Here is an 18,227-nt window from a genome sequence, read left to right as displayed (position 1 = left end):
GATTCGCGGTAGCGCTGCTACAGCTTCATCCTTGCTCCTTGCTGGATGCCGCCCTCCGACGTTGATGGTTGGGGGGAGGCACAAAAAATCAACAACGAAGGGCGCCACCAGCATCAACGCCCTGGATGCCGCCCTGGATGCGCGGTTGGTTTGGGGGCTCATGCCTGGGGGATGTCTCGGGCGGGGAACGCAGAGAAGAGGGTGAACGTTCCCGAAGTGCTTCTGGCGAGCGCGGCGTGGGTTCACGCACGCGTCGCATCTCGACCCCGGCGGAGCGTGCGGGTTAGGCTGTGCGCGGCGCTCGTGTCTTTCAGTGTGAGGAACGACCTTATGAAGATGATCCACCTGACCTGCTTTAACTGCGGCCGCCAGGCCGAGCTCACCGGCGTGTTTCGCACCACGACCTGCCCGGGTTGTGATGCGGATATGCGCGTGTGCAAGAATTGCCGCTTTTACGACACCCACGCCTCCAAGAGTTGTCGGGAGCCGGTGAGTGAGCCGGTGCGCGATAAGGAGCGGGCGAATTTCTGTGACTTCTTTCGGCCCGCGCCCCCGAAGGGCGATGGTGGGGAGGAGGTGCGAAGTGAGGCTGATGAGGCTCGGGCGAAGCTGGAGGCGCTGTTTAAGAAGTAGCGCTCCAGGCGCCGCGAGCGCTCAGCCGTACACCAGCCGCCTCATTCTCCCGGGGACGATGGCCATCAGGAGCAGTGAGAGTGCCGCAAGCCAGAGCACGCTCACACCCACCTCCGGCGTGAGCTCGCCAGAGGCCAGCCCCCGCATCAGGCGCACCCCGTGGTAGAGAGGTGTGCACCAGGCGATTTCCTGGCCGAAGGGAAAGCGCTCTACCGGAAAGAAGATGCCGGAGAACAAAAAGAGGGGCGTGATAAAAAGGGTGTAGAAATACGAGTAGAGATCGATGGTGCGAATGAAGGTCGAAAACCACATCCCGATGAGGCCAAAACATGCGCCGATGAGCATCACGCCCGCCGGCATTAAGAGTGTAAAAGGGCTGGTGAGGATCGGATAGCCCACAAGCCCCATGCCGGCCAACACAATCAAAAATCCCGCACCGTAGATCGAGGCGCGGGTCACCGCCCACATCAATTCGCCAGCGGCGACATCCTGAATCTGGGCCGGCGTGCAGAGGTAGGCGTCGTAGAGGCGGTCGAAGTTGAGTTTGATGAAGAGGTTGTAGGTCACCTCAAAGACCGCGCCGTTCATCGCCGCCGAGGCTAAAAGCCCCGGACCGATAAAGGCGATATAATCCTGTCCGCTGATGCCCTCACCCACATAAAAACCGAGCCCCAGCCCCATGCCCACAAGATAGAGCAGGGGCTCAAAGAAGTTGGGGAGGATGTTTTTGAGCCAGGTGCGGCGGTACACGGTGGCGTTTCGCCACCAGACCGCCAGGGCCATCTTCACATCAATGTCGCCGGGAAGTCGCATCGATTAATCCTCCAGGCCGCGGCCGGTGAGCTCCAGAAAGACATCTTCCAGAGAAGCGCGCCGCACCATCGCCGGGTGGTCGGGCAGTGTTTTGGTCAGGTCGCCCACAAGATCTTCGGGGGTGTCGACGTAGAGGAGCACGCGGTCGCGCAGATGCTCCACGCGTTGTGCCCGAGTGAGTAGGGGTTGAGCGTGCTCGGGGAGCGGCCCGCGGCGCAGGCTGAGCTCAATGACCTGCGGGGCGCTGCAGCGGGCGATGAGCCCGGTGGGGGAGTCGCAGGCCACGATGCGCCCGCGGTCCATGATGGCGATGCGGTCGCAGAGGCGCTCGGCCTCGTCCATATAATGGGTGGTGAGCACGAGCGTGACGTTGTCTTCGCGCAGCCTGGCGAGCCCGTCCCACACGTTCTGGCGAGCGCGGGGATCAAGCCCGGTGGAGGGCTCGTCCAGGATCACGATGCGCGGGCGGCTGATGAGCCCGCGCGCGATCATCAGCCGGCGCTTCATGCCCCCGGAGAGGGCCTGCACCCGCTGGTCGGATTTTTCAACCAGGCCCGCAAACTCCAACAACTCGTCGCAGCGCCGGTTCGCCTCGGCGGTCGACATGCCGTAAAAGCGGCAGAACACGCGCAGGTTCTCGCGCACCGTCGTCTCGGTATCCAGGTTGTCTTCCTGGGCCACCACCCCCATCTGCGCTTTGATCTGGCGGTCGAAATCGCCGCTTGCCGCGTCCAGCCCCAGGACCTCCAGGCGGCCCCCGTCGACCGGGGAGGCGCGGTAGATCATGCGCATCGTGGTGGTCTTGCCGGCGCCGTTCGGCCCCAGAAATCCAAAACACTCCCCGCGCTCGATCTCGAAGTCGATGCCGTCGACGGCCACAAACTCGCCAAAGGTGCGTCGCAGACTACGGGCCATGACCGCGGGCGGGTTTTCGTTTGGGGAGGGAGATGAAGCGTCTGGGGGCATCGTGGAGCTCCAATGGTCGTGAGCAGGGTCGTGGGGGCGTGCGCCCTAACGCGTGATAGCAGAGAGCAAAAGGCTCGCGAAGAAAGAAGGGGCATCGATCGGGAACGGATGGATGAGGTAGGCGCGGCGAGCGACGGGTGATCGTTTTTGAGACGCATAACCCTGACGAGGCGATGATGTATGACGTGATTGTCGTGTGGAGATGGTAGAGCGTTTCAGGTGTTTGTCGGACCGGTCGATACAGGGGATGGTTTATGATGCATACAAAGATGTTTCTGGTGAGCATGACGGGGCTTCTGGTGCTGGCGTCGCCCTTACATGCTGAAGACGCTGTGGAGCCGCGGTCGGGTGATGACGCGATCGTCTTCGGCCTGGATCTCTTCCCCTACGTGGGAACCTCGTCGGCGTTGCCAGATGCGCCGCGCGTGGTGTCGTTCAATATGGTTGGAGGCCTGAGCGGGGGCACGCGTCTCTTTGAGTTGGGCGGAGCGTTCAACGTCACCCGCGGGGATGTGCAGGGCTTCCAGCTGGGTGGGGCGGCCAACATCAACGCCGGCGATCGCGCCGGCATGCAGGTGGCCGGTGCGCTGAATACCAACGGTGGGGATGTGAGCGGGCTGGGGGTGGGCGGGGCGGCCAACATCAACGCGGGATCGGTCGAGGGACTGCAGGTGGCCGGTGCTCTGAACATCAACGGTGGGGATGTGAGCGGGCTGGGGGTGGCCGGGGCAGCCAACGTCAACGGGGGCTCGGTGCAAGGGCTGCAGGTGGCCGGAGCGCTCAACCTCAATCCGCAAGCCTTTGAAGGGGCGCAGGTCGGCGGGGCGCTCAACCTGACCCGCGGCGATGTGCAGGGCCTGCAAATCGGCGGGGCAGCAAATATCAACGGGGGCGACTTTCGGGGGCTGCAGATCGGCGGGGCGCTCAACCTGACCCGGGGCGATACGCACGGTCTGCAGATCGGCGGCGTGAACATCACAGGCGGCAAGGCGCACGGATTTCAAGTGGGCGTGGTCAACGTGGCCACTGGCGAGCACGCTGGCATCGCGGCGGTGGGCATCTACCGCGGAGGCTACGTCTACCCGGAAGCCGAAATCTCCGATGAGGGGCTTTTGCAGGCCGGGATACGTCACGGCGCCGGGGCGTTCTACCATAGCTACGGCGTGGGAACGCAGGCCTTTGGACGCGGGGAGGGCCAGGGGCCCACGCTCGCCCTTTCGATTCGCATGGGCTGGCGCGCCGAGCTCAGCGAGGCGCTGGAGTTTGCGCTCGACGCCGGCGCAACTGCGCTTATCAGCAGCGGCTGGCGCACGCCCTTCTCGATGTTCAAGCTTCGCCCGATGCTCGCAGTGGGGCTCGGGGAGCGGCTGGCGCTCTTTGGCGGACCCACGCTGACGCTGGATCTGGCCAATGAATCCGGCAACGCCCTCCCCGAAGGTTTTATCGGAGGCTGGATGTTTGGAGAGCAGGTCCAGCTGCGGCCGGGGGCGACGGTGGGCGTTCGCGTGCTGACGCGCTGATCGCGGGGCGTCGGGCGATGCTCGATGCCCTGATGCATGCTTCTACGGCAGCAAAAGGGATGCGGGATGGCATCGGGTGGCAAAAAAGCGCGTCCAGGGTGATGGCATGTCGCAAAAAACCACGGTGGGGGTGGGGTCGAGGCGATGGTCTGTTGCAAAAAACCACGCTGGGGGTGAGGTCGAGGCGATGGTCTGTGCCAGAATGTCGCGTTTTTGGGGATTTGGGGGATGGGCGCTAGTGAGTAGCTGCTCTTCGAGACATCACTCGTCATCAAGCACCATCGAGTTTGATTCTACAGGCATCGTAATCACGCCGTGAGCTATCGTTGACGCCGTATCTACGGCGTTGAGAACTTTTCGGGCAGCGTTGCAAAAACGCAACTATAGTCATGTATCGCCTGTGTTTTGCGCCTTGCCCGAGAAGCTCTCGGCTTCGCAGCTATCGACGTCAACTTCTGCTCACGGCGTCGTAAGGTTTGCCTCAGGCCAGGGATGCGTGTGGTTAGAGCTAAGTAAACTTCTACGTCGTCGGGACGCTTTGAGCCCCGGCGCCCGGCCTGCTACAACGAGCGCTCAATCCGACGATGGTGAGATGGTGTGCTCAGGGAGCAAACGTGGCGAGGTGGCGGGCCTGAGGGGCGCGCGCACATGATGCCGGGGAGGTGGCGATGGTGTTGGAGACGTTGGAGCAGTGGATCCTGCCGGTGGCCGCAGTGCTCGCCGGGCTTGGCGCGTTGGGGGCGATGGCGTTTTACGTGTGGCGTCTGCAGCGCGTCGATGCGTTCTGGCAGGCGTTTCGGGAGGCCCGGGGGTGGGAGAAGCCGCATGACGCCTGGACGGACATCTCGCTGAAGGCCGAGTGGCGCCAGGGGGCGGTGCGCATGCAGGCGGGGTACACCGAGGGGGGCAACGGTCGCTCTCCTCGTTTTGTGTTGCGTTTTGATTTTGATGCGCCCTTTCCCGAGGCGCTCAAGGTCATACCGCGTCGATCGGATCTTCGTGAGCAGCCTGCCGATGCGCGTTTTGGGCCTGAGGACTGGACCTTTCATCATACCTTCTCCGTGCACAAGCCCTCTCCGGAGTGTGAGGTGTTCGGGCGCCTGGCCAACCCGGAGTTTGCGCAGGTGATGCTGGATGTGAATCGGCCCGGGGTGCGGGTGCGGTTGCAGAAGGGGCGGTTGAGCCTGAGGCATACGATGCGGCTGACGCTGGATCAGGAGGTGCTCGGGAGGCTTATCGATGAGGGGATGGCACACGCGCAGAAGATCGCGGCGATGGCCGGGCTGGACGCGTCGACCGGCGGCAAGGGAGAGAAGGTAAGCAGCGATAAACACGTGCCAACACATAAAGTGGCGTCAAGGGGGTGAGTATGCAGGAAGAGTTTACGTTCTATGAGACACTTTTTGCTGCGATTTCGTTGGTCGTGATGAACGGCGTGATTGTATTGACGATCTGGTTTGCGGTCGCTTCGGATTTTTATGTGGGAAAAGGTGCAAAACAACGCTCGCGTGAAGTTCAAACGAACCGATGGCGGGCTGGTGTATGAGAATGGAAGGGGTATGATCCGTTTTCATGTTTTCACTCAGGGGCTGGGGCATCCTTCGAGAGAATCGGACCGTCGGTTTTTCTGGGGGGTCACGATGGCGTTTGATGAGCGCTTTCCCCGCGAGCTCGACATTGAGCCGAGGACACTCTGTCCGGGGATGGCGGTCGACGAGCGATTGGGGGAGGAGCGCGGCGAGTTTTTTGAGGCGTTTCAGGTGCGGATGGTGGGGCGTCACGGGGTGGAGTCGCCGGTAATGCAGCCCCGTCTGGGGGAGTTGTTTCTGGCTCTGAGCGCGATGAGCGATCAGGTGGTCTTAAACAGGCGTTGCATACAGTTGCGCTACCGTAAGGAAGACATGACGACGGACGAGCTGGAGGTGTTCGTTGATCGTTGTCTGCAGATTGGGGAGGAGATCGCGGAGTTGGCCGGGCTCACGGGAGCGGGGGATAAGGTGCGGCAGGAGGTGAGTGAGGAGGTCAGGGCGCAGGATGTGTGGGAGCGGGAGGAGGCGCGCTCGAGCGTGGAGTGGTGAGAGAAACGATGAGGTCGAAGAACCTGGGAGGTAAGGGGCGTGGAAGAACCAACGGAAGTACTGAGAACACTTGTGGCAGTCGTCACTGGAATCGGGATGCTTGGAATCATCTTCCACATGGTCTGGCGGGTGGAGCGCGCAGATGCACTCTGGGAGAAGATACGTCAGGCTCGTGGGTGGGAAGCGCCCGAGGAGACGTTTTTCGGGATGTCGTGGAAGCTCAATGTGCGGGAAGGGCCCATTCAAGTGCGTGCGGGCTATAGTGAGCCGACGAGGGGTCGTGGCCCGATGACGCTCTTTGAATTGGAGTTCGATGCGCCATTTCCCGAGGATCTGGAGATCGAATCGCGAAGGCTCAAAGAAGGCGTGGCGGTGGATGAGCGGCTGGGAGATGCGCAGAGCGAGTGTGCTCGCCACTTCGAGGTGCACACCCGCGGTCGTCAGCCGGTGACCTCGCCAGTGATGCAGCCACGGTTTGGCGAGCTTCTTCTGGAGGTCCTGGAGCCGGGGGCTACCTGAGACCGGACAAGCGAAGGTTGCGAGTCGGGCACGCACGTGCGCTTCTGGATCATGAGGAGGTGGCAGGCCTAATCGATCGCTATCTGAGGATCTCGCAGGAGATCGCGCAGATGGCGGGGTAGGAGCAGGTCGAGAGCGATGATTCGGGGGATGGGGCGTTCGAAAAGAGCGAGGCGGAGCGAGAGCGGGAAGAAGCGCGATCACCGGGGGCGTGGTGAGAGGGGATTGAATCAAATGAGGGGGTGTTTCGTCCAATAGCACAATGAATGACAACGTGCAGCGCGAACCCGCAAAAGCCTTAGATACGTTCACTCGAAGGCGGCGGATCTTTCGTGTGGGTAGGGATAGGCGCTTGTGCGCGTCGGGCATAGAATTGATGGTGTTTCATACAGTTATTACGCCGTGAGCTATCGTTGACGCTGTGTCTGCTGTATTGAGAGCACCGCGAGCTGCGTTGCAAAGCCTCGACGATGCTAAAGCATCGCCTGCGTTTTGCGCCTTGCCCGCGTCACTCTCAATCTCGCATCCACCAGCGTCAACTTCTGCTCATGGCGTGTTACCATAAATGCGTCGATAAGAATGGGGTGGTGTGATGAAGGTGATGGCAAGCAATGAGGATTCGACTTGGCGGGCTGTGGCGCGGGTCGGAATGGTCGTGACGTTGGGGCTCATGGCGTCGGGGTGTGAGGGGTGCAGCAAGTACTTTGAGCCCGAAAACAACCTGGAGGTCTACGAGGGGGCTGAGCCTGAGGAGGTGGAGTTTGCCTCGTATTGCCAGGGCGTGGAGCTCTCCCGGCAGGGGGCGGAGCCTTTTGAGCGGGTGGATATCGATCTGCAGCTTTTTGATGTGGACGTGGAGGGGCCGAAGCTGCGGGAGGGGCTTTTTGTGGCGGAGGTGATTTACGGCGAGGAGGAGGGCGAATCCTACAAGATGCCGGTCTATTATGACGTTGTGGACGAGACGCATTTCATCGTGTCGCCGCATCATCCGGACTCGTTGGAGGGTGGGCCGGTGGGGCTTCGTTTTGACGATGGTCAGACGGCCTGTGAGGGGGAGTTCGACTGGGAGGTGGAGGCTTTGCCGCCGGCGCCGGGAGCGTTCATCGAGGCGTTGGAGACGAGCTCGGAGCTGGCTGTCGAGCTTCTGGCGACCTACGGGCTTACAGCACAGGAGGTGATGAGCGGGGATCTGGAGGAGATTCCCGTGATGGCGATACCGCTTGCGATTCAAGCCTGGGCGACCGCGCATCCGGACAATCCGGATTCGCTTAAACGCCAGATTGAGGAGGAGCGTCTGGAGTTGTCTCCGAGCGCCGAAGATCTGGAGGCGGTCGACCAGATTGTGGGCAAGCTCGGTTTTGCGACGCGAAATCGCGAGGCGATTCTCGAGGTGGCGGAGCTTGAAGCCGAAGGGTTTGAGACCCGTTTTACCGATCGCGGCCCCTCGGAAGGGTTGGGGTTTGGCGATGATCTGGGGAGCCGCCAGCAGGGCATCTGCGGCAGTCTGAGCCGATTTGTGGAGGTGGAGATCAACTCTTCGGACGACCTCTCCTACTACATGCGAAAGGCGGCAACCTCGGAGGCGTTGGCCGAGAGCACGGCGATGGTGGCGCAGGCGGTCGGGCTGCTTTCCAGCATTCCGGCCCCCTCGGCGATTGTGGGTAAGTTGCTGGGCATCTTTCTAACGATCGATCAGCTGATGAAGAGCGCGCACGCCAACGCGTATCCCCGAGAGCTTTATGCACCGGAGGTTCGAAGCTACGCGCCGAATTTTCTGGAGGACTACACACAGGCGGAGGAGTGGTCTGACTACTATATCTCGGCCAAAGCGCCCGGGTGGGATGTGACCAAAGATATCGGTCAGCAGCTCGCCGATCTGGCCTTTTCTCTGGCGGGGCGTTTTGATCCAACGCCGGGCAAAGGGGGGGAGTCTGTGATCGATACGCTTCTCGACAGCTTCGGGCTTGATGATGGGCTGGCCCGCGAGATCAGCACCGGACTCCTGGAGTTTGTTCAGCAGCTCGGACCGATGGAGTCGCTGGGGGGATGGCTCGATGGTAGCGGTGCGTGTGTGCTCAATCCGGGGCCCTGGGAGAACATTCGGGTGGGGATGACCGGCTCGAAACTCAAGGTGGAGTACCCGGGGCAGATCGGGTCGCGGGCCAACGGGGCTGATTTCCGGGAGGGTTTTTGTGTGGATGGAGGGCCGGGCGGTGTGCTCAACAGCTATGAGCCGCAGCGTTTTGGGGAGGGAGCGATCGAGGTGAAGGCCAATGGCTCTCGAGCGCATTTTCCGCCGGAGAGCAACGAGGCCAGTTCACGCTGGATCAAGAACATCGATATGTTGCCCATTGAGGTCGTGATGGAGACGCCCAACGTGGCAGCGCTGCCCGGGGAGACGGTCACGCTGGAATCAACCATTGAAAATGCCCACGACCCCTCCGGGATCTGGGAGGTCGTGATGGGAGAGGCGACTCTGGAGAACGAGCGACGCAACGATAATCAGCTCAGTGTGGATGTGGTGCTGCCGGATAACGAAGAGGCGTTTCCGGTGGTCGTGGAGTTGCGGAGTCGGTCGAGCCGGGGCTTGCGCAGCCCGACGTGTGACCCGGTGCCGCGCGCGGCGACCGCGGTGATCCGCGATAAGTCCTTTTTGCGCATCAACCCGCGCGCACGTTGCCTCAGTGAGGATGAAACCCATCAGTTCGAGGCGGAGTACGCCAGCGCCGACCCGAGCGCGCGGCCGGTGTGGTCGGCTACGGACGGGAGCATCTCGCAAAACGGTCTTTTTGTGCCCGGGGATGCCGAAGAGGTGACGATCACCGCGCGCCTGGAGGGGACGGAGTTGACGGACTCAGTGCGCGCGAGGGTGGGGCATTGCGAGTGTTTTTATGACATTCGGGTCAGTGGGATGGCCAACGGTACCATGGGCGCCTTCATGGGCATTACCGGTCTTTATGCTGACGGAATGCTGATCATTGAAATGGGGTATGAGAATCAACCCAACTTGCATGTGATCACCGCCGAGGTGCCCGGACCGTTCCCGACGGTGGTGCCCGCCGGTGGTGGGGTGCACCTTGAGGAGATCTATCATGGTTTTTTGCAGACCCCTGCGGCCTGGCTGGATGAGGAGACGGCAACGCTCATGATCACCCGCTGGACACCCCAGGGATATGTGGAGGGGCGTCTTCGAGGATACTCGCCGGGAGGTCTGGCTCGTTATGGCGGTGAAAATGTGCCTTATATGGGGGGGGCTTATATCGAGATCGACTTTATGGTGCCGGTTCGCAGCGCGGAAAGTCCACTAGGCGGCTTGTTTACGGACTGTCCGCTACGCCGCTTTGAGGATTAACTCGGGCGTTTGAGGGGGGCTTGTGCCAGGACGCATCGCTTTATAGCCTGCAGCACACCACGTCATCTGGTTCGGAGTCGATCCATTCAGGTGGATGAAAAGAGGCTGGACGCGCGGCCGTGAGCTTCTATGCTGGTTTCATTCCCATTCAGGGTTTGGAAGCGACGGGTTGGAAGAACTGAAGCGACGCGGCGTTGCGCGTGCGCGGACATGTAGGGTGTGTGACGATGGGAATGGAAAAGAAAGGCGAAGATTCCACCCTCAAACAGATCGGGGGCATGGTGGCCATCGGGTTGTTTGGTGTGATGGTGATCGCCAGCTTTCTGACCGACACGGTCTCTGCGGAGCTGGAGTGTGTGGGGTCCAGGTGCCGCATCGCGCATACGTCGCGCATTGGCACGACGAGCTATGGGGATGTCTTTGATGTGAGTCGCATCAAGCAGGTGGAGCGGAGCTATCACCACCGCACGGGGCGAGCGGCGCGTCGGGGCTTGAGTGAGGACACGTACTACGTGACGGTGACGATGCCCGAGGAGTTTTCGGGCTCGCGGGTCAGTGAGGCGATGCCGGCGAAGCTGGTGGATCCGCTGGTGCAGCGCATTGATATGATGCGGACGGTGCGGGGGCGCTGAGGCTCGTGCGAAAAACCAGGATGACGACACGTATGAAGGCAGAGAGTTTTGCGGCGATTCGGCCCTATCGCCCAGAAGACGCTGCGGAGTTGGTCGAGGTGTTCCGCCGCTCGGTCATCGTGATCGGAGCGCTCGATTACTCAAGTGAACAGGTTCAGGCCTGGGCATCGCGAGCGCCGGGCGCCGAAGAGATGCATCGTCGATATACCGATGGCCGTCTGGCGTTGGTTGCTGTCGATGCGTCGGATCGGCCGGTGGCCTTTGGCGATCTGGAGCGTGATGGCCATCTCGATTTTCTGTACGCCGCCCCGGAGGTCGCGGGTCAGGGCGCGGCGTCGGCGATCTATGCCCGTCTTGAGGCGCACGCGCTGGCGAGCGGCCTGGCGCGGCTCTACACCGAAGCCAGCGAGGCGGCGCGCCGCTTCTTTGAGCGTAAGGGGTTCGAGGTTTTGGCGCGGCGAGAGCTGAAGATTGGCGAGACGTCGATTCATAATTACGCGATGGAGGCGTGGTTGTAGGGGCGGCGGCCTGGTGATAGGTGCGCCCGCTCCGCCCACGAGCCCCGCCAACTAGGCGCGCTGGTTGCGCGTGATCCAGCGATCGAGGGCGTTGGCAAAGGCCTGTTTCTGGGACTGACCATAAGGGGGCGGGCCGCCGGTCATCACGCCCAGGTCGCGCAGCTCTTCTTTGAAGTCGCGCATATTTAAGGCCTCGCGCACGTTTTCGGCGTCGAGCTCGCGGCCGTAGGCCGTAATCACTTCGCAGCCGCGCTCAATCACGCGGTCGGCCAGGGGGATGTCGGCGGTGATCACCAGATCGCCGGCCTGGCAGTGCTCCACGATGTAGTCGTCGGCCACGTCGGCCCCGGCGGGCACCACGACGGTCTGCACGCGGGCGGCGCGGGGTTTGGGCAACCAGCGGTTGGCCACGAGCATCACGTCGACGCCGCGGGTCAGGGAGGCTTTGGTCAAAATATCTTTGACGGCGCCGGGGGCGGCGTCGGCGTCGACCCAGATGGTCATGGGGGCTCCGAGATGGAAGGAAGGGGTAAGAGGGGGGCGGCTCACAGGATGCATGCAGGGGTGTAGCGCAGCCTCGGGTGGCTGTCAGCGCTCTTCTGGTGGGTGGAGCGCCGGGGGCCGACCTTGAATTCCCCCCGGGTGGCGTGCACCTTTGGGCGCGACGGCACTTGATACAATGCAGCGAAGGCACGAGACGATGGCGAGCGAAGACGATTTAGAGGTTGGCGATGGCGTGGTGATCCCGGGCTGGGAGCTCTATTTTACGAGCACGCGCTCGGGAGGCCCGGGGGGGCAGCACGCGAACACGTCGAATACGCGGGTCATTTTGCACTGGCCGGTCGCGCAGACGACCGCGCTCGATGAGGCGCAGAAGCGGCGAGTGATGGCGCGCCTGTCGGGGTATATAAACGAGGAGGGGGTGATGATGATGGCGTCGAGTGAGACGCGCAGTCAGCATCGCAACAAAGAAGACGCGCGAAAGCGCATGGCCGAGCGGGTGCATAAGGCCCTGCAGCGCCCGAAGCGCCGGGTGCGCACCAAGCCCTCGCGGGCGGCGAAGCGCCGGCGTGTCGAGGAGAAGCGGCGCCGGGGGGAGAAGAAGGCGTTGAGGAAGGCACCCAAACGTCGGGACTGGTGAGGCGGTCAGACGATGGCGAGGCACGCGGGGTGGGAAGAGAGCGCGGGTGGTGCGCTCTTATAGAGTATGTGGAGGCTGCGCGTGGAGCGGGTGTGCGCTCGCGCCGCGGGCGACGTCAGGACATACGCGCACCAATCCAATGAATGAGATGACATGAGCCGGGAGGATGGCATGCAAGGTGGCAGAAGATGGTTGGGCGCGGCGATGCTGGTGATGGTAGCCGGCGTGGGATGTGCGGCGGACCGGGGCGGTGAAGATGCGACTGGCGAGGTCGCCTCGGCGCGCGCTCCGGTTGAGGATGAGCAGACGCGCGCGGCCAACGCCCGCTATGCGGTCACCGTGGTGAACGACGGGGAGATGGAGACGCGCGTCTACGACGGGCTGGGCTCTCAGCACGCCGCGATCGCCGGGCTGGTGGTGCCCGGGGCCACCGGGATGTGGCGCTGGGAGGAGGGCACCCGCCAGGTGGAGCAGCCCGACTGCGGCTGCGTCTCCGAGCAGATGATGGAGGGGGCTGAGGAGCCCGACCCGAAGGCCTGTTTGACGGATCGGGCGGTGATGACCGGGCGCTTTATCAACGACACCACCGGGGAGTCCTGGGCACCGGAGGAGACCACCATGGCACCCGATGATCGCTGGTGGGAGGTGTCGATGACCCCGGTCGGGGCGGTCGGCAGCGTGGGGCTGGTGACCCTGTGTGTGGATTCGTACTACTGCGGCGCGGCGCACCCGGGGGTGGAGTGTGAGCAGATCGCCATGGACTTCAGCGGCGCCGAGCCCGCGCAGGTGGAGGTCGGGGCGTTGAGCGCGGCGCTGGGCGCGGAGCATTTTGAGGGGCTGAAGCTCGGCCTGGAAGACGATATCGAGGTCGCCGCCGAAGACGCCGAGCTGGTGGCGCTTGCGCCCTCCTGGGACGCCGAGGAGGGCCGTCTTATGGCCGAGCAGCATTACGCGTTTGGGGCGTGTTATGCGTGCAGCGATGGGGAGTGGTCCTCGTACACGGTCTCGACCTATGTGGATGAGCGCCCGATTAACGCGGAGGTCGCCGGGGAGCGCCCCCCGCAGGGGCTTCGCGACCTGTTGAGCGCCTCGGGCTGGGAGGTGCGCGCGGTCAGCCCGGTGCCGCGGATGGCGGTGGCGACGCCTGCGGTGGATTGACCCTCGCGCTGGCCTGTTAGAAGGGGCTGGAGGTCGAGTTCACCTCCTCGACATGATCGAAAAAACCCGGCGCGGATGCGCCGGGTTTTTTAACACCGATCGTGAACTCAAGGTGACGCGATGTCTGCTCCATCAAGCAACATCACCATGTGTTCACATCCGCAGCTCCCTGATTGAAAAAAATCAATCGCGCGGGGGTTTAGGGCCTTTGCGGTGGCTGAACTTTTTGCGGGTGTTGCGCGAGGCGTTGCGCCCGGAGCTCTTGCGGCTCTCGCTGCGCGAGGATTTGGCCGAGCGCGAGGATTTGGAGCCGCGCGAGTTCTTCGAGCTACGCGAGCCGCGACCTTTGGAGCGGCCGCGATGCTTCGAGGAGCGGCTCTTTCTGCCCTTGGAGTTGCGGTGCGAGCTGGGGGTGATGGCGTTGAGGTCGGCCATCGTCGGGGGCTGCAGGGCGTCGCCGGCGGCGAGCAGCGAGGCGGCCGCGGCCACCTCCGTCATGTGGAAGCCCTCATCGACCAGGGCCTTGACCAGATCGTAGTGCGGGGAGAGCACGTCGGGCTTCTCGGTGAGCACTTTGCGCAGTTTGGCGGCGTGCTCGTCGGCGGCGCGGCGCTCCACGTCGGCGGCCGAGGGGATCTGCATGGGGGTGACGTTGACCTTCATTTTGCGCTCGACCTGGCGAATAAACGCCATCTGCCGGTTGGAGATCAGGCTCACCGCCATGCCCTCGCGCCCGGCGCGGCCGGTGCGGCCGACGCGGTGGGTGTAGGTGTCCACGTCGAAGGGAAGGTCGTAATTGACGACCAGGCTCAGGTGGTCAACGTCCAGGCCGCGGGCGGCCACGTCGGTGCCCACGACCACGTCGAGCTGGCGCTCACGCAGGCGGTTGACGACCAGCTCGCGCTGGTGCTGGCCCAGATCCCCGTTGAGGGCCTGAGCGCGGTGGCCGAGCTCGTTGAGCTTTTGTGCGATCTCTTCGGTGTCGGCGCGGCGCTGGGCAAAGACCAGAACACCCTCGTGGTCGCTGGCGCGCAGCAGGCGGTCGAGCGCGAAGAATTTTTCCGGGTAGCGCAGGCGAATAAAGCGCTGCTCGATGGTGGCCTCGGCCTGGGAGGCGATGGTCACGCTGCGGGGCTGCTCCAGGTGCTTGTGAGCGACAGCCTCAATGGCGCGCGGCATCGTCGCCGAAAAGAGCGCCGTGCGGCGATCTTTAGGCGTGGCCTCCAGGATCGTCTCCACGTCGTCGATAAAGCCCATGCGCAGCATCTCGTCGGCCTCATCGAGCACCAGCGCGCGCACCTGATCCAGGCGCAGGCTCTGGCGACGCAGGTGATCGAGCACCCGACCCGGGGTGCCCACCACCACGTGCACGCCGCGGCGCAGGTCGTGGAGCTGACCCACAATCGAGGTGCCGCCGTAGATCGGCAGAATGCGCAGGCCGGGGCGGTGGCTGGCGTAGGTCTCCATCGCCTCGGCGATCTGAATGGCCAGCTCGCGCGTCGGGGTCAAAATCAGACCCTGGACCGCGCCCACGTTAAGATCGATGGCGCTGAGCATCGGCAGCGCAAACGCGGCGGTCTTGCCGGTGCCGGTGCGCGCCTGGCCGATGATGTCATGGCCGGCCAGAAGCAGCGGAATCGCGCCGGCCTGAATCGGGGTGGGCTGGTTGTAGCCGGCCTCGCTGACCGCGCTCAAAATAGCGTCGCTCAGGCCCAGCTCGCGAAAGGTAGACGTGGGGATGGACGCCGAAGCGTCGACAGAGGTGCTCATAATGACTCCATGGTGCCGTAAAAAGGATAACGAGCCAGACCCTTTCTTTGGCGACCTCACTTTCGGGAGCATCGGAGCAAAAGGATAGCGCGCCCGGGAAATCGGCAGGTGTGCCCGGCGCTTAGCTCTCTGGAAGACTCGAGCGCTGCTGGATAGCGCGCTCGGCAAGGCGGCTTGTGACAGCGTTGAGCTCAAAGGTCAAGCGCGATACATCTTTGCGCTGCGAATCGGGCGCGTCGGCCGCCCCCTTATGACAACGTTTTGGAGCACGAACGCCTGTGGAAGACGACGACTTGAAAATCCTTCGCGAGCGCCTCACCGCTCGCCGCGCCGAGCTGATGACCCAGGGTGACATTGGCGTCGACCCCAACCGCCCCTCGGCGGTGGAGCACGCCGATGAAGATGAGCAGCCCCTCAACGAGATGAACCAGGTGATCGCCTCGAAGCGAAACCGCATGCGCGTCGAAGAGCTGCGCAAGATTGAGGCGGCGCTTGCGCGTATGGCCGCCGACCCCGAGGAGTTCGGGCTGTGTCTGGACTGCGACGAGCCGATCCCCCTGCGCCGCCTGGAGCTGATGCCCTGGGCGACGTTGTGTGTGCCCTGTCAGTCCAAGCGCTCCGGGCCGCGGCGGGATGGGAGAAGGCGGCATTTGCGGGATTTTGATGATTGAGGGTTTTTTTCAGACACGTTGATACCCCGGCGGGGGGCGAAGAGGTGAAAAGGCCATAACATGCCATGTCCCGAGGGGTCAGAGGGGTGACGAGAGGCAAAACATGCCACGTTCCGAGGGGTCAGAGGGGGGGAGGGGGGCATAAAGATGCCACGGCCCGAGGTGTCGGAAAAAAAAGGGGGGGCATCACATGCCATGGCCCGAGGGGTCGAAGGGGGGAGGGGGGCATAGAAATGCCACGTGCCGAGGTGTCGGAGAAAAAAGGGGGGGGGCATTACATGCCACGGCCCGAGGGGTCGGAGGGGTAAAGGGGGCAAAAAAAATTCCACGTCCCGAGGGTTCGGAGGGGTAAAGGAGGCAAAACATGCCACGTGCCGAGGGTTCGGAGGGGTGAAGGGGGCATAAAGATGCCACAGCCCGAGGGTTCGGAGGGGGGAGGGGGGGCATAAAGATGCCACCGGGGGCAGGTCGTGGAAGAGGAGGGGGTGTTGCGGCCGGGGCCGTGAGTGGGCCGCCCGGCCCAACTTCCCCCTGCACACGCCCCCCCAACTTCGCTATACTCCCCCATTCAACTCACGACGACGGCGACCACACGGGGCATCTATGCGACGCGCACGCCACTGGCTGGTGATTCTGGGATTGGGAGCGATGCTGACCGCTACGGGGTGTGAGCAGGTTCGCGGCCTTATCGAGGGGCCGGCCACCTGGCAGGCGCACGTGGTCAGCGTTCCGGCGCGTGGCGAGGTGGAGCGGGAACGCCTGATCCCCGAGGTGGTGGCCCCGGGGGAGCGGGTGGAGGCGGTCTACGGATCGACGCAGCGCCTCACCCTTCCCGATGCTCAGGAGGTGGTGCTCGCGGCCGGGGCGTCGGTGGTGTTGGGCAAAACGAAGACGCCGACTGTGGAGGTGCTCGACGGGGGCGTGTGGGTCGACGCGACCGACGCCGCGCTCACGCTAAGCCTGGGGAAGAAGAGGGCGCTGGAGCTTGAAGGCCGCGTGAAGATCGCGCGCAACAAGGACATCGTCGAGCTGACGCTGCGCGCGGGGCAGGCCACCGTACGCACCTCCGAAGAAGAGCGCGCGCTTGCGCGCGCACTCCCCCTGCGCATCGAGGCCGATGGCAGCCTGGTGGAGCTTCCGCCGCTGCACCTTGACCAGATCTTCGCCGGGCAGGAGCGCGAGGAGCCCCTGGGAAGCCAGGTGCGCCGCCTGGGCGAGCTGCGCACCCTCCATGAGGGTGAGGTGCTCGAAGAGCCCCCGGTTGAGCACCTGAAGATGGAGGTGCGCGCGGGCATTCACGGGCCGGTGGCCTACACCGAGGTCGAAGAGACCTTTGCCAACCGCGGCCGAGGCTCGCTCGACGCCACCTACACCTTTGCGCTTCCCCCCGGCGCGGTGCTCACGCGTATGGCGATGAAGGTCGGCGCGGATAATACCTGGCGCGAGGCGCGCATTGAGACCCGCGAGGAGGCGAAGAGGACCTGGGAGGCCGCAAGAAGACTCGGCCTGCAGCAGGCCCAGCTCGATCAGGGCACCACCTCGCGCGGGGAACTGCGGCTGGGCAGCGTGCCCTCGGACGCTCAGGTGAGCGTGCGCATCGGGTTCTACCACCGCCTGGAACCCTCGGCCGGAGGCTACCGTTACGCCTACCCGATGGGCATCGCTCAGGATCCCATCGATCACGTCGGCTTCAGCCTCAAGTTCTACGACGTGCCCGCCGATTCGGTGCAAGTCTCGGGCTATGAGGCGGAGCTCAAAGCCTCTGCAGAGCCCGGGGAGCCGGCGTATGCCCACGTGAGGATGGCCCGCGAGGACTTCTGGTCGGAGGGGGATTTTGTCGTGGAGGTGCAGCACGCCGAGCGCAGCGAGGCGCTCAGCGCCCAGATCTTTGTGGAACCGCGCCGGCCCGACGACGACGCCTACATGCTCCTGCGCGTGCGTCCGCCCCTCCCCTTAAGCGTGGCCAACGATCCGGACGATGTGCTGCTGGTCTTCGACAGCTCGTACCGCAGCGGTGAGGCTCTGCTCGACGTCCAGCGACGCCTGGCCCGAGCGATGCTCGACGAGATGGAGGCTCCTCGCCGCGTCGCCGCCCTGAGCTGCGCGGAGACATGCGAGGTGCTGGGCGAGGGCTGGACCACGGCGGCGGACGGGGCTCTGCGCGATGCGCTTGATGCGCTTGAGCAGGGCGGCGCCCAGAACACCCTGGAGACGCTTCGCGCCGTGCTTGAGGTGGCGCGAGCGCGGGCTGGCGAGGGCAGGGCGACGCCGCCGATGAGCGTGGTTTACATCACCGACGCGCACACCAGCGTGGGGCCGCTTGAGGTCGCCATCATCGTCGACGAGCTCGCGCCCGACTTCAGCGCGCTCGGCGTGCGCCTGCACGTGGTCGACCCGGGCGGGGCGGCCAACCGCGACGCCCAGCGCCTGCTCGCGCGCACCCTGGGTCGCGGCGA

17 protein-coding genes are annotated in these 18,227 nt (G+C 63.8%); 13 read left to right on the top strand and 4 right to left on the bottom strand.

Features of this window, described 5'->3' with window-relative positions; genetic code table 11:
- The first annotated feature begins 330 nt into the window (after positions 1-330).
- On the top strand, positions 331-633 hold the full coding sequence (locus FRC96_RS17230; protein WP_146976273.1) for a hypothetical protein: 303 nt from the start codon (positions 331-333) through the stop codon (positions 631-633).
- Between the two features lie 21 nt (positions 634-654).
- On the opposite strand, the gene FRC96_RS17225 is transcribed toward FRC96_RS17230, so the two are convergent.
- Both FRC96_RS17225 and FRC96_RS17220 read right to left on the bottom strand, forming a co-directional pair.
- Positions 655-1,446, bottom strand: a complete 792-nt coding sequence (locus tag FRC96_RS17225; protein ID WP_146976271.1) for an ABC transporter permease — start codon at positions 1,444-1,446, stop codon at positions 655-657.
- A gap of 3 nt (positions 1,447-1,449) precedes the next feature.
- Entirely contained in the window at positions 1,450-2,361 is a 912-nt protein-coding gene (locus FRC96_RS17220; RefSeq protein WP_230470385.1) for an ABC transporter ATP-binding protein, read from the bottom strand.
- Between the two features lie 305 nt (positions 2,362-2,666).
- On the opposite strand from FRC96_RS17220, the gene FRC96_RS22395 reads away from it, so the two are divergent.
- The 8 genes from FRC96_RS22395 to FRC96_RS17185 all read left to right on the top strand — a co-directional run bounded on the left by FRC96_RS22395 (position 2,667) and on the right by FRC96_RS17185 (position 11,031).
- Positions 2,667-3,932 carry a carbohydrate-binding domain-containing protein gene (locus FRC96_RS22395; RefSeq protein WP_230470384.1) on the top strand — a complete coding sequence of 422 codons (1,266 nt, stop codon included), beginning with the start codon at positions 2,667-2,669 and terminating at the stop codon, positions 3,930-3,932.
- A gap of 668 nt (positions 3,933-4,600) precedes the next feature.
- Entirely contained in the window at positions 4,601-5,299 is a 699-nt protein-coding gene (locus FRC96_RS17210; RefSeq protein ID WP_146976267.1) for a hypothetical protein, read from the top strand.
- Positions 5,300-5,301: 2 nt separating this feature from the next.
- Positions 5,302-5,478, top strand: a complete 177-nt coding sequence (locus FRC96_RS22390) for a hypothetical protein (protein WP_230470383.1) — start codon at positions 5,302-5,304, stop codon at positions 5,476-5,478.
- Between the two features lie 94 nt (positions 5,479-5,572).
- Positions 5,573-6,010 (top strand): hypothetical protein, encoded by a 438-nt coding sequence (locus tag FRC96_RS17205; RefSeq protein WP_146976266.1) that lies wholly within the window; start codon positions 5,573-5,575, stop codon positions 6,008-6,010.
- Positions 6,011-6,106: 96 nt separating this feature from the next.
- Positions 6,107-6,529, top strand: coding sequence for a hypothetical protein (locus FRC96_RS17200; RefSeq protein ID WP_146976264.1), 423 nt, complete (start codon positions 6,107-6,109; stop codon positions 6,527-6,529).
- Positions 6,530-7,184: 655 nt separating this feature from the next.
- Positions 7,185-9,881: a hypothetical protein gene (locus FRC96_RS17195; RefSeq protein ID WP_146976262.1), complete on the top strand. Its 2,697-nt coding sequence runs from the start codon at positions 7,185-7,187 to the stop codon at positions 9,879-9,881.
- A gap of 227 nt (positions 9,882-10,108) precedes the next feature.
- Positions 10,109-10,513, top strand: a complete 405-nt coding sequence (locus FRC96_RS17190) for a hypothetical protein (RefSeq protein WP_146976260.1) — start codon at positions 10,109-10,111, stop codon at positions 10,511-10,513.
- A 32-nt stretch (positions 10,514-10,545) separates the two neighbouring features.
- Entirely contained in the window at positions 10,546-11,031 is a 486-nt protein-coding gene (locus FRC96_RS17185) for a GNAT family N-acetyltransferase (protein ID WP_146976259.1), read from the top strand.
- A gap of 51 nt (positions 11,032-11,082) precedes the next feature.
- Here the strand turns inward: FRC96_RS17185 and FRC96_RS17180 are convergent, their stop codons facing one another.
- A complete protein-coding gene (locus FRC96_RS17180; RefSeq protein WP_146976257.1) occupies positions 11,083-11,535 on the bottom strand; it encodes a YaiI/YqxD family protein in 453 nt (150 codons plus the stop codon).
- 196 nt (positions 11,536-11,731) lie between these two features.
- Between FRC96_RS17180 and arfB the strand changes: the two genes are divergently transcribed.
- A complete protein-coding gene (gene arfB / locus FRC96_RS17175; protein ID WP_146976256.1) occupies positions 11,732-12,172 on the top strand; it encodes an alternative ribosome rescue aminoacyl-tRNA hydrolase ArfB in 441 nt (146 codons plus the stop codon).
- Between the two features lie 153 nt (positions 12,173-12,325).
- Complete coding sequence (locus tag FRC96_RS17170; protein WP_146976254.1) at positions 12,326-13,330, top strand: hypothetical protein; 1,005 nt, start codon at positions 12,326-12,328, stop codon at positions 13,328-13,330.
- Positions 13,331-13,513: 183 nt separating this feature from the next.
- Here the strand turns inward: FRC96_RS17170 and FRC96_RS17165 are convergent, their stop codons facing one another.
- Positions 13,514-15,100, bottom strand: coding sequence for a DEAD/DEAH box helicase (locus FRC96_RS17165; protein WP_230470382.1), 1,587 nt, complete (start codon positions 15,098-15,100; stop codon positions 13,514-13,516).
- Positions 15,101-15,378: 278 nt separating this feature from the next.
- Here FRC96_RS17165 and FRC96_RS17160 point away from each other — a divergent pair, with 278 nt between their 5' ends.
- Positions 15,379-15,771 (top strand): TraR/DksA family transcriptional regulator, encoded by a 393-nt coding sequence (locus tag FRC96_RS17160; protein ID WP_146976251.1) that lies wholly within the window; start codon positions 15,379-15,381, stop codon positions 15,769-15,771.
- Between the two features lie 603 nt (positions 15,772-16,374).
- On the top strand, positions 16,375-18,227 hold a 1,853-nt coding region (locus tag FRC96_RS17155; protein ID WP_146976249.1), incomplete at its 3' end, for a VIT domain-containing protein.

The organism is Lujinxingia vulgaris (assembly GCF_007997005.1).
Lineage (GTDB): Bacteria > Myxococcota_A > Bradymonadia > Bradymonadales > Bradymonadaceae > Lujinxingia.
The sequence above is the reverse complement of the archived record's forward strand: the minus strand, read 5'-3'. Positions and strand labels throughout refer to the sequence as shown.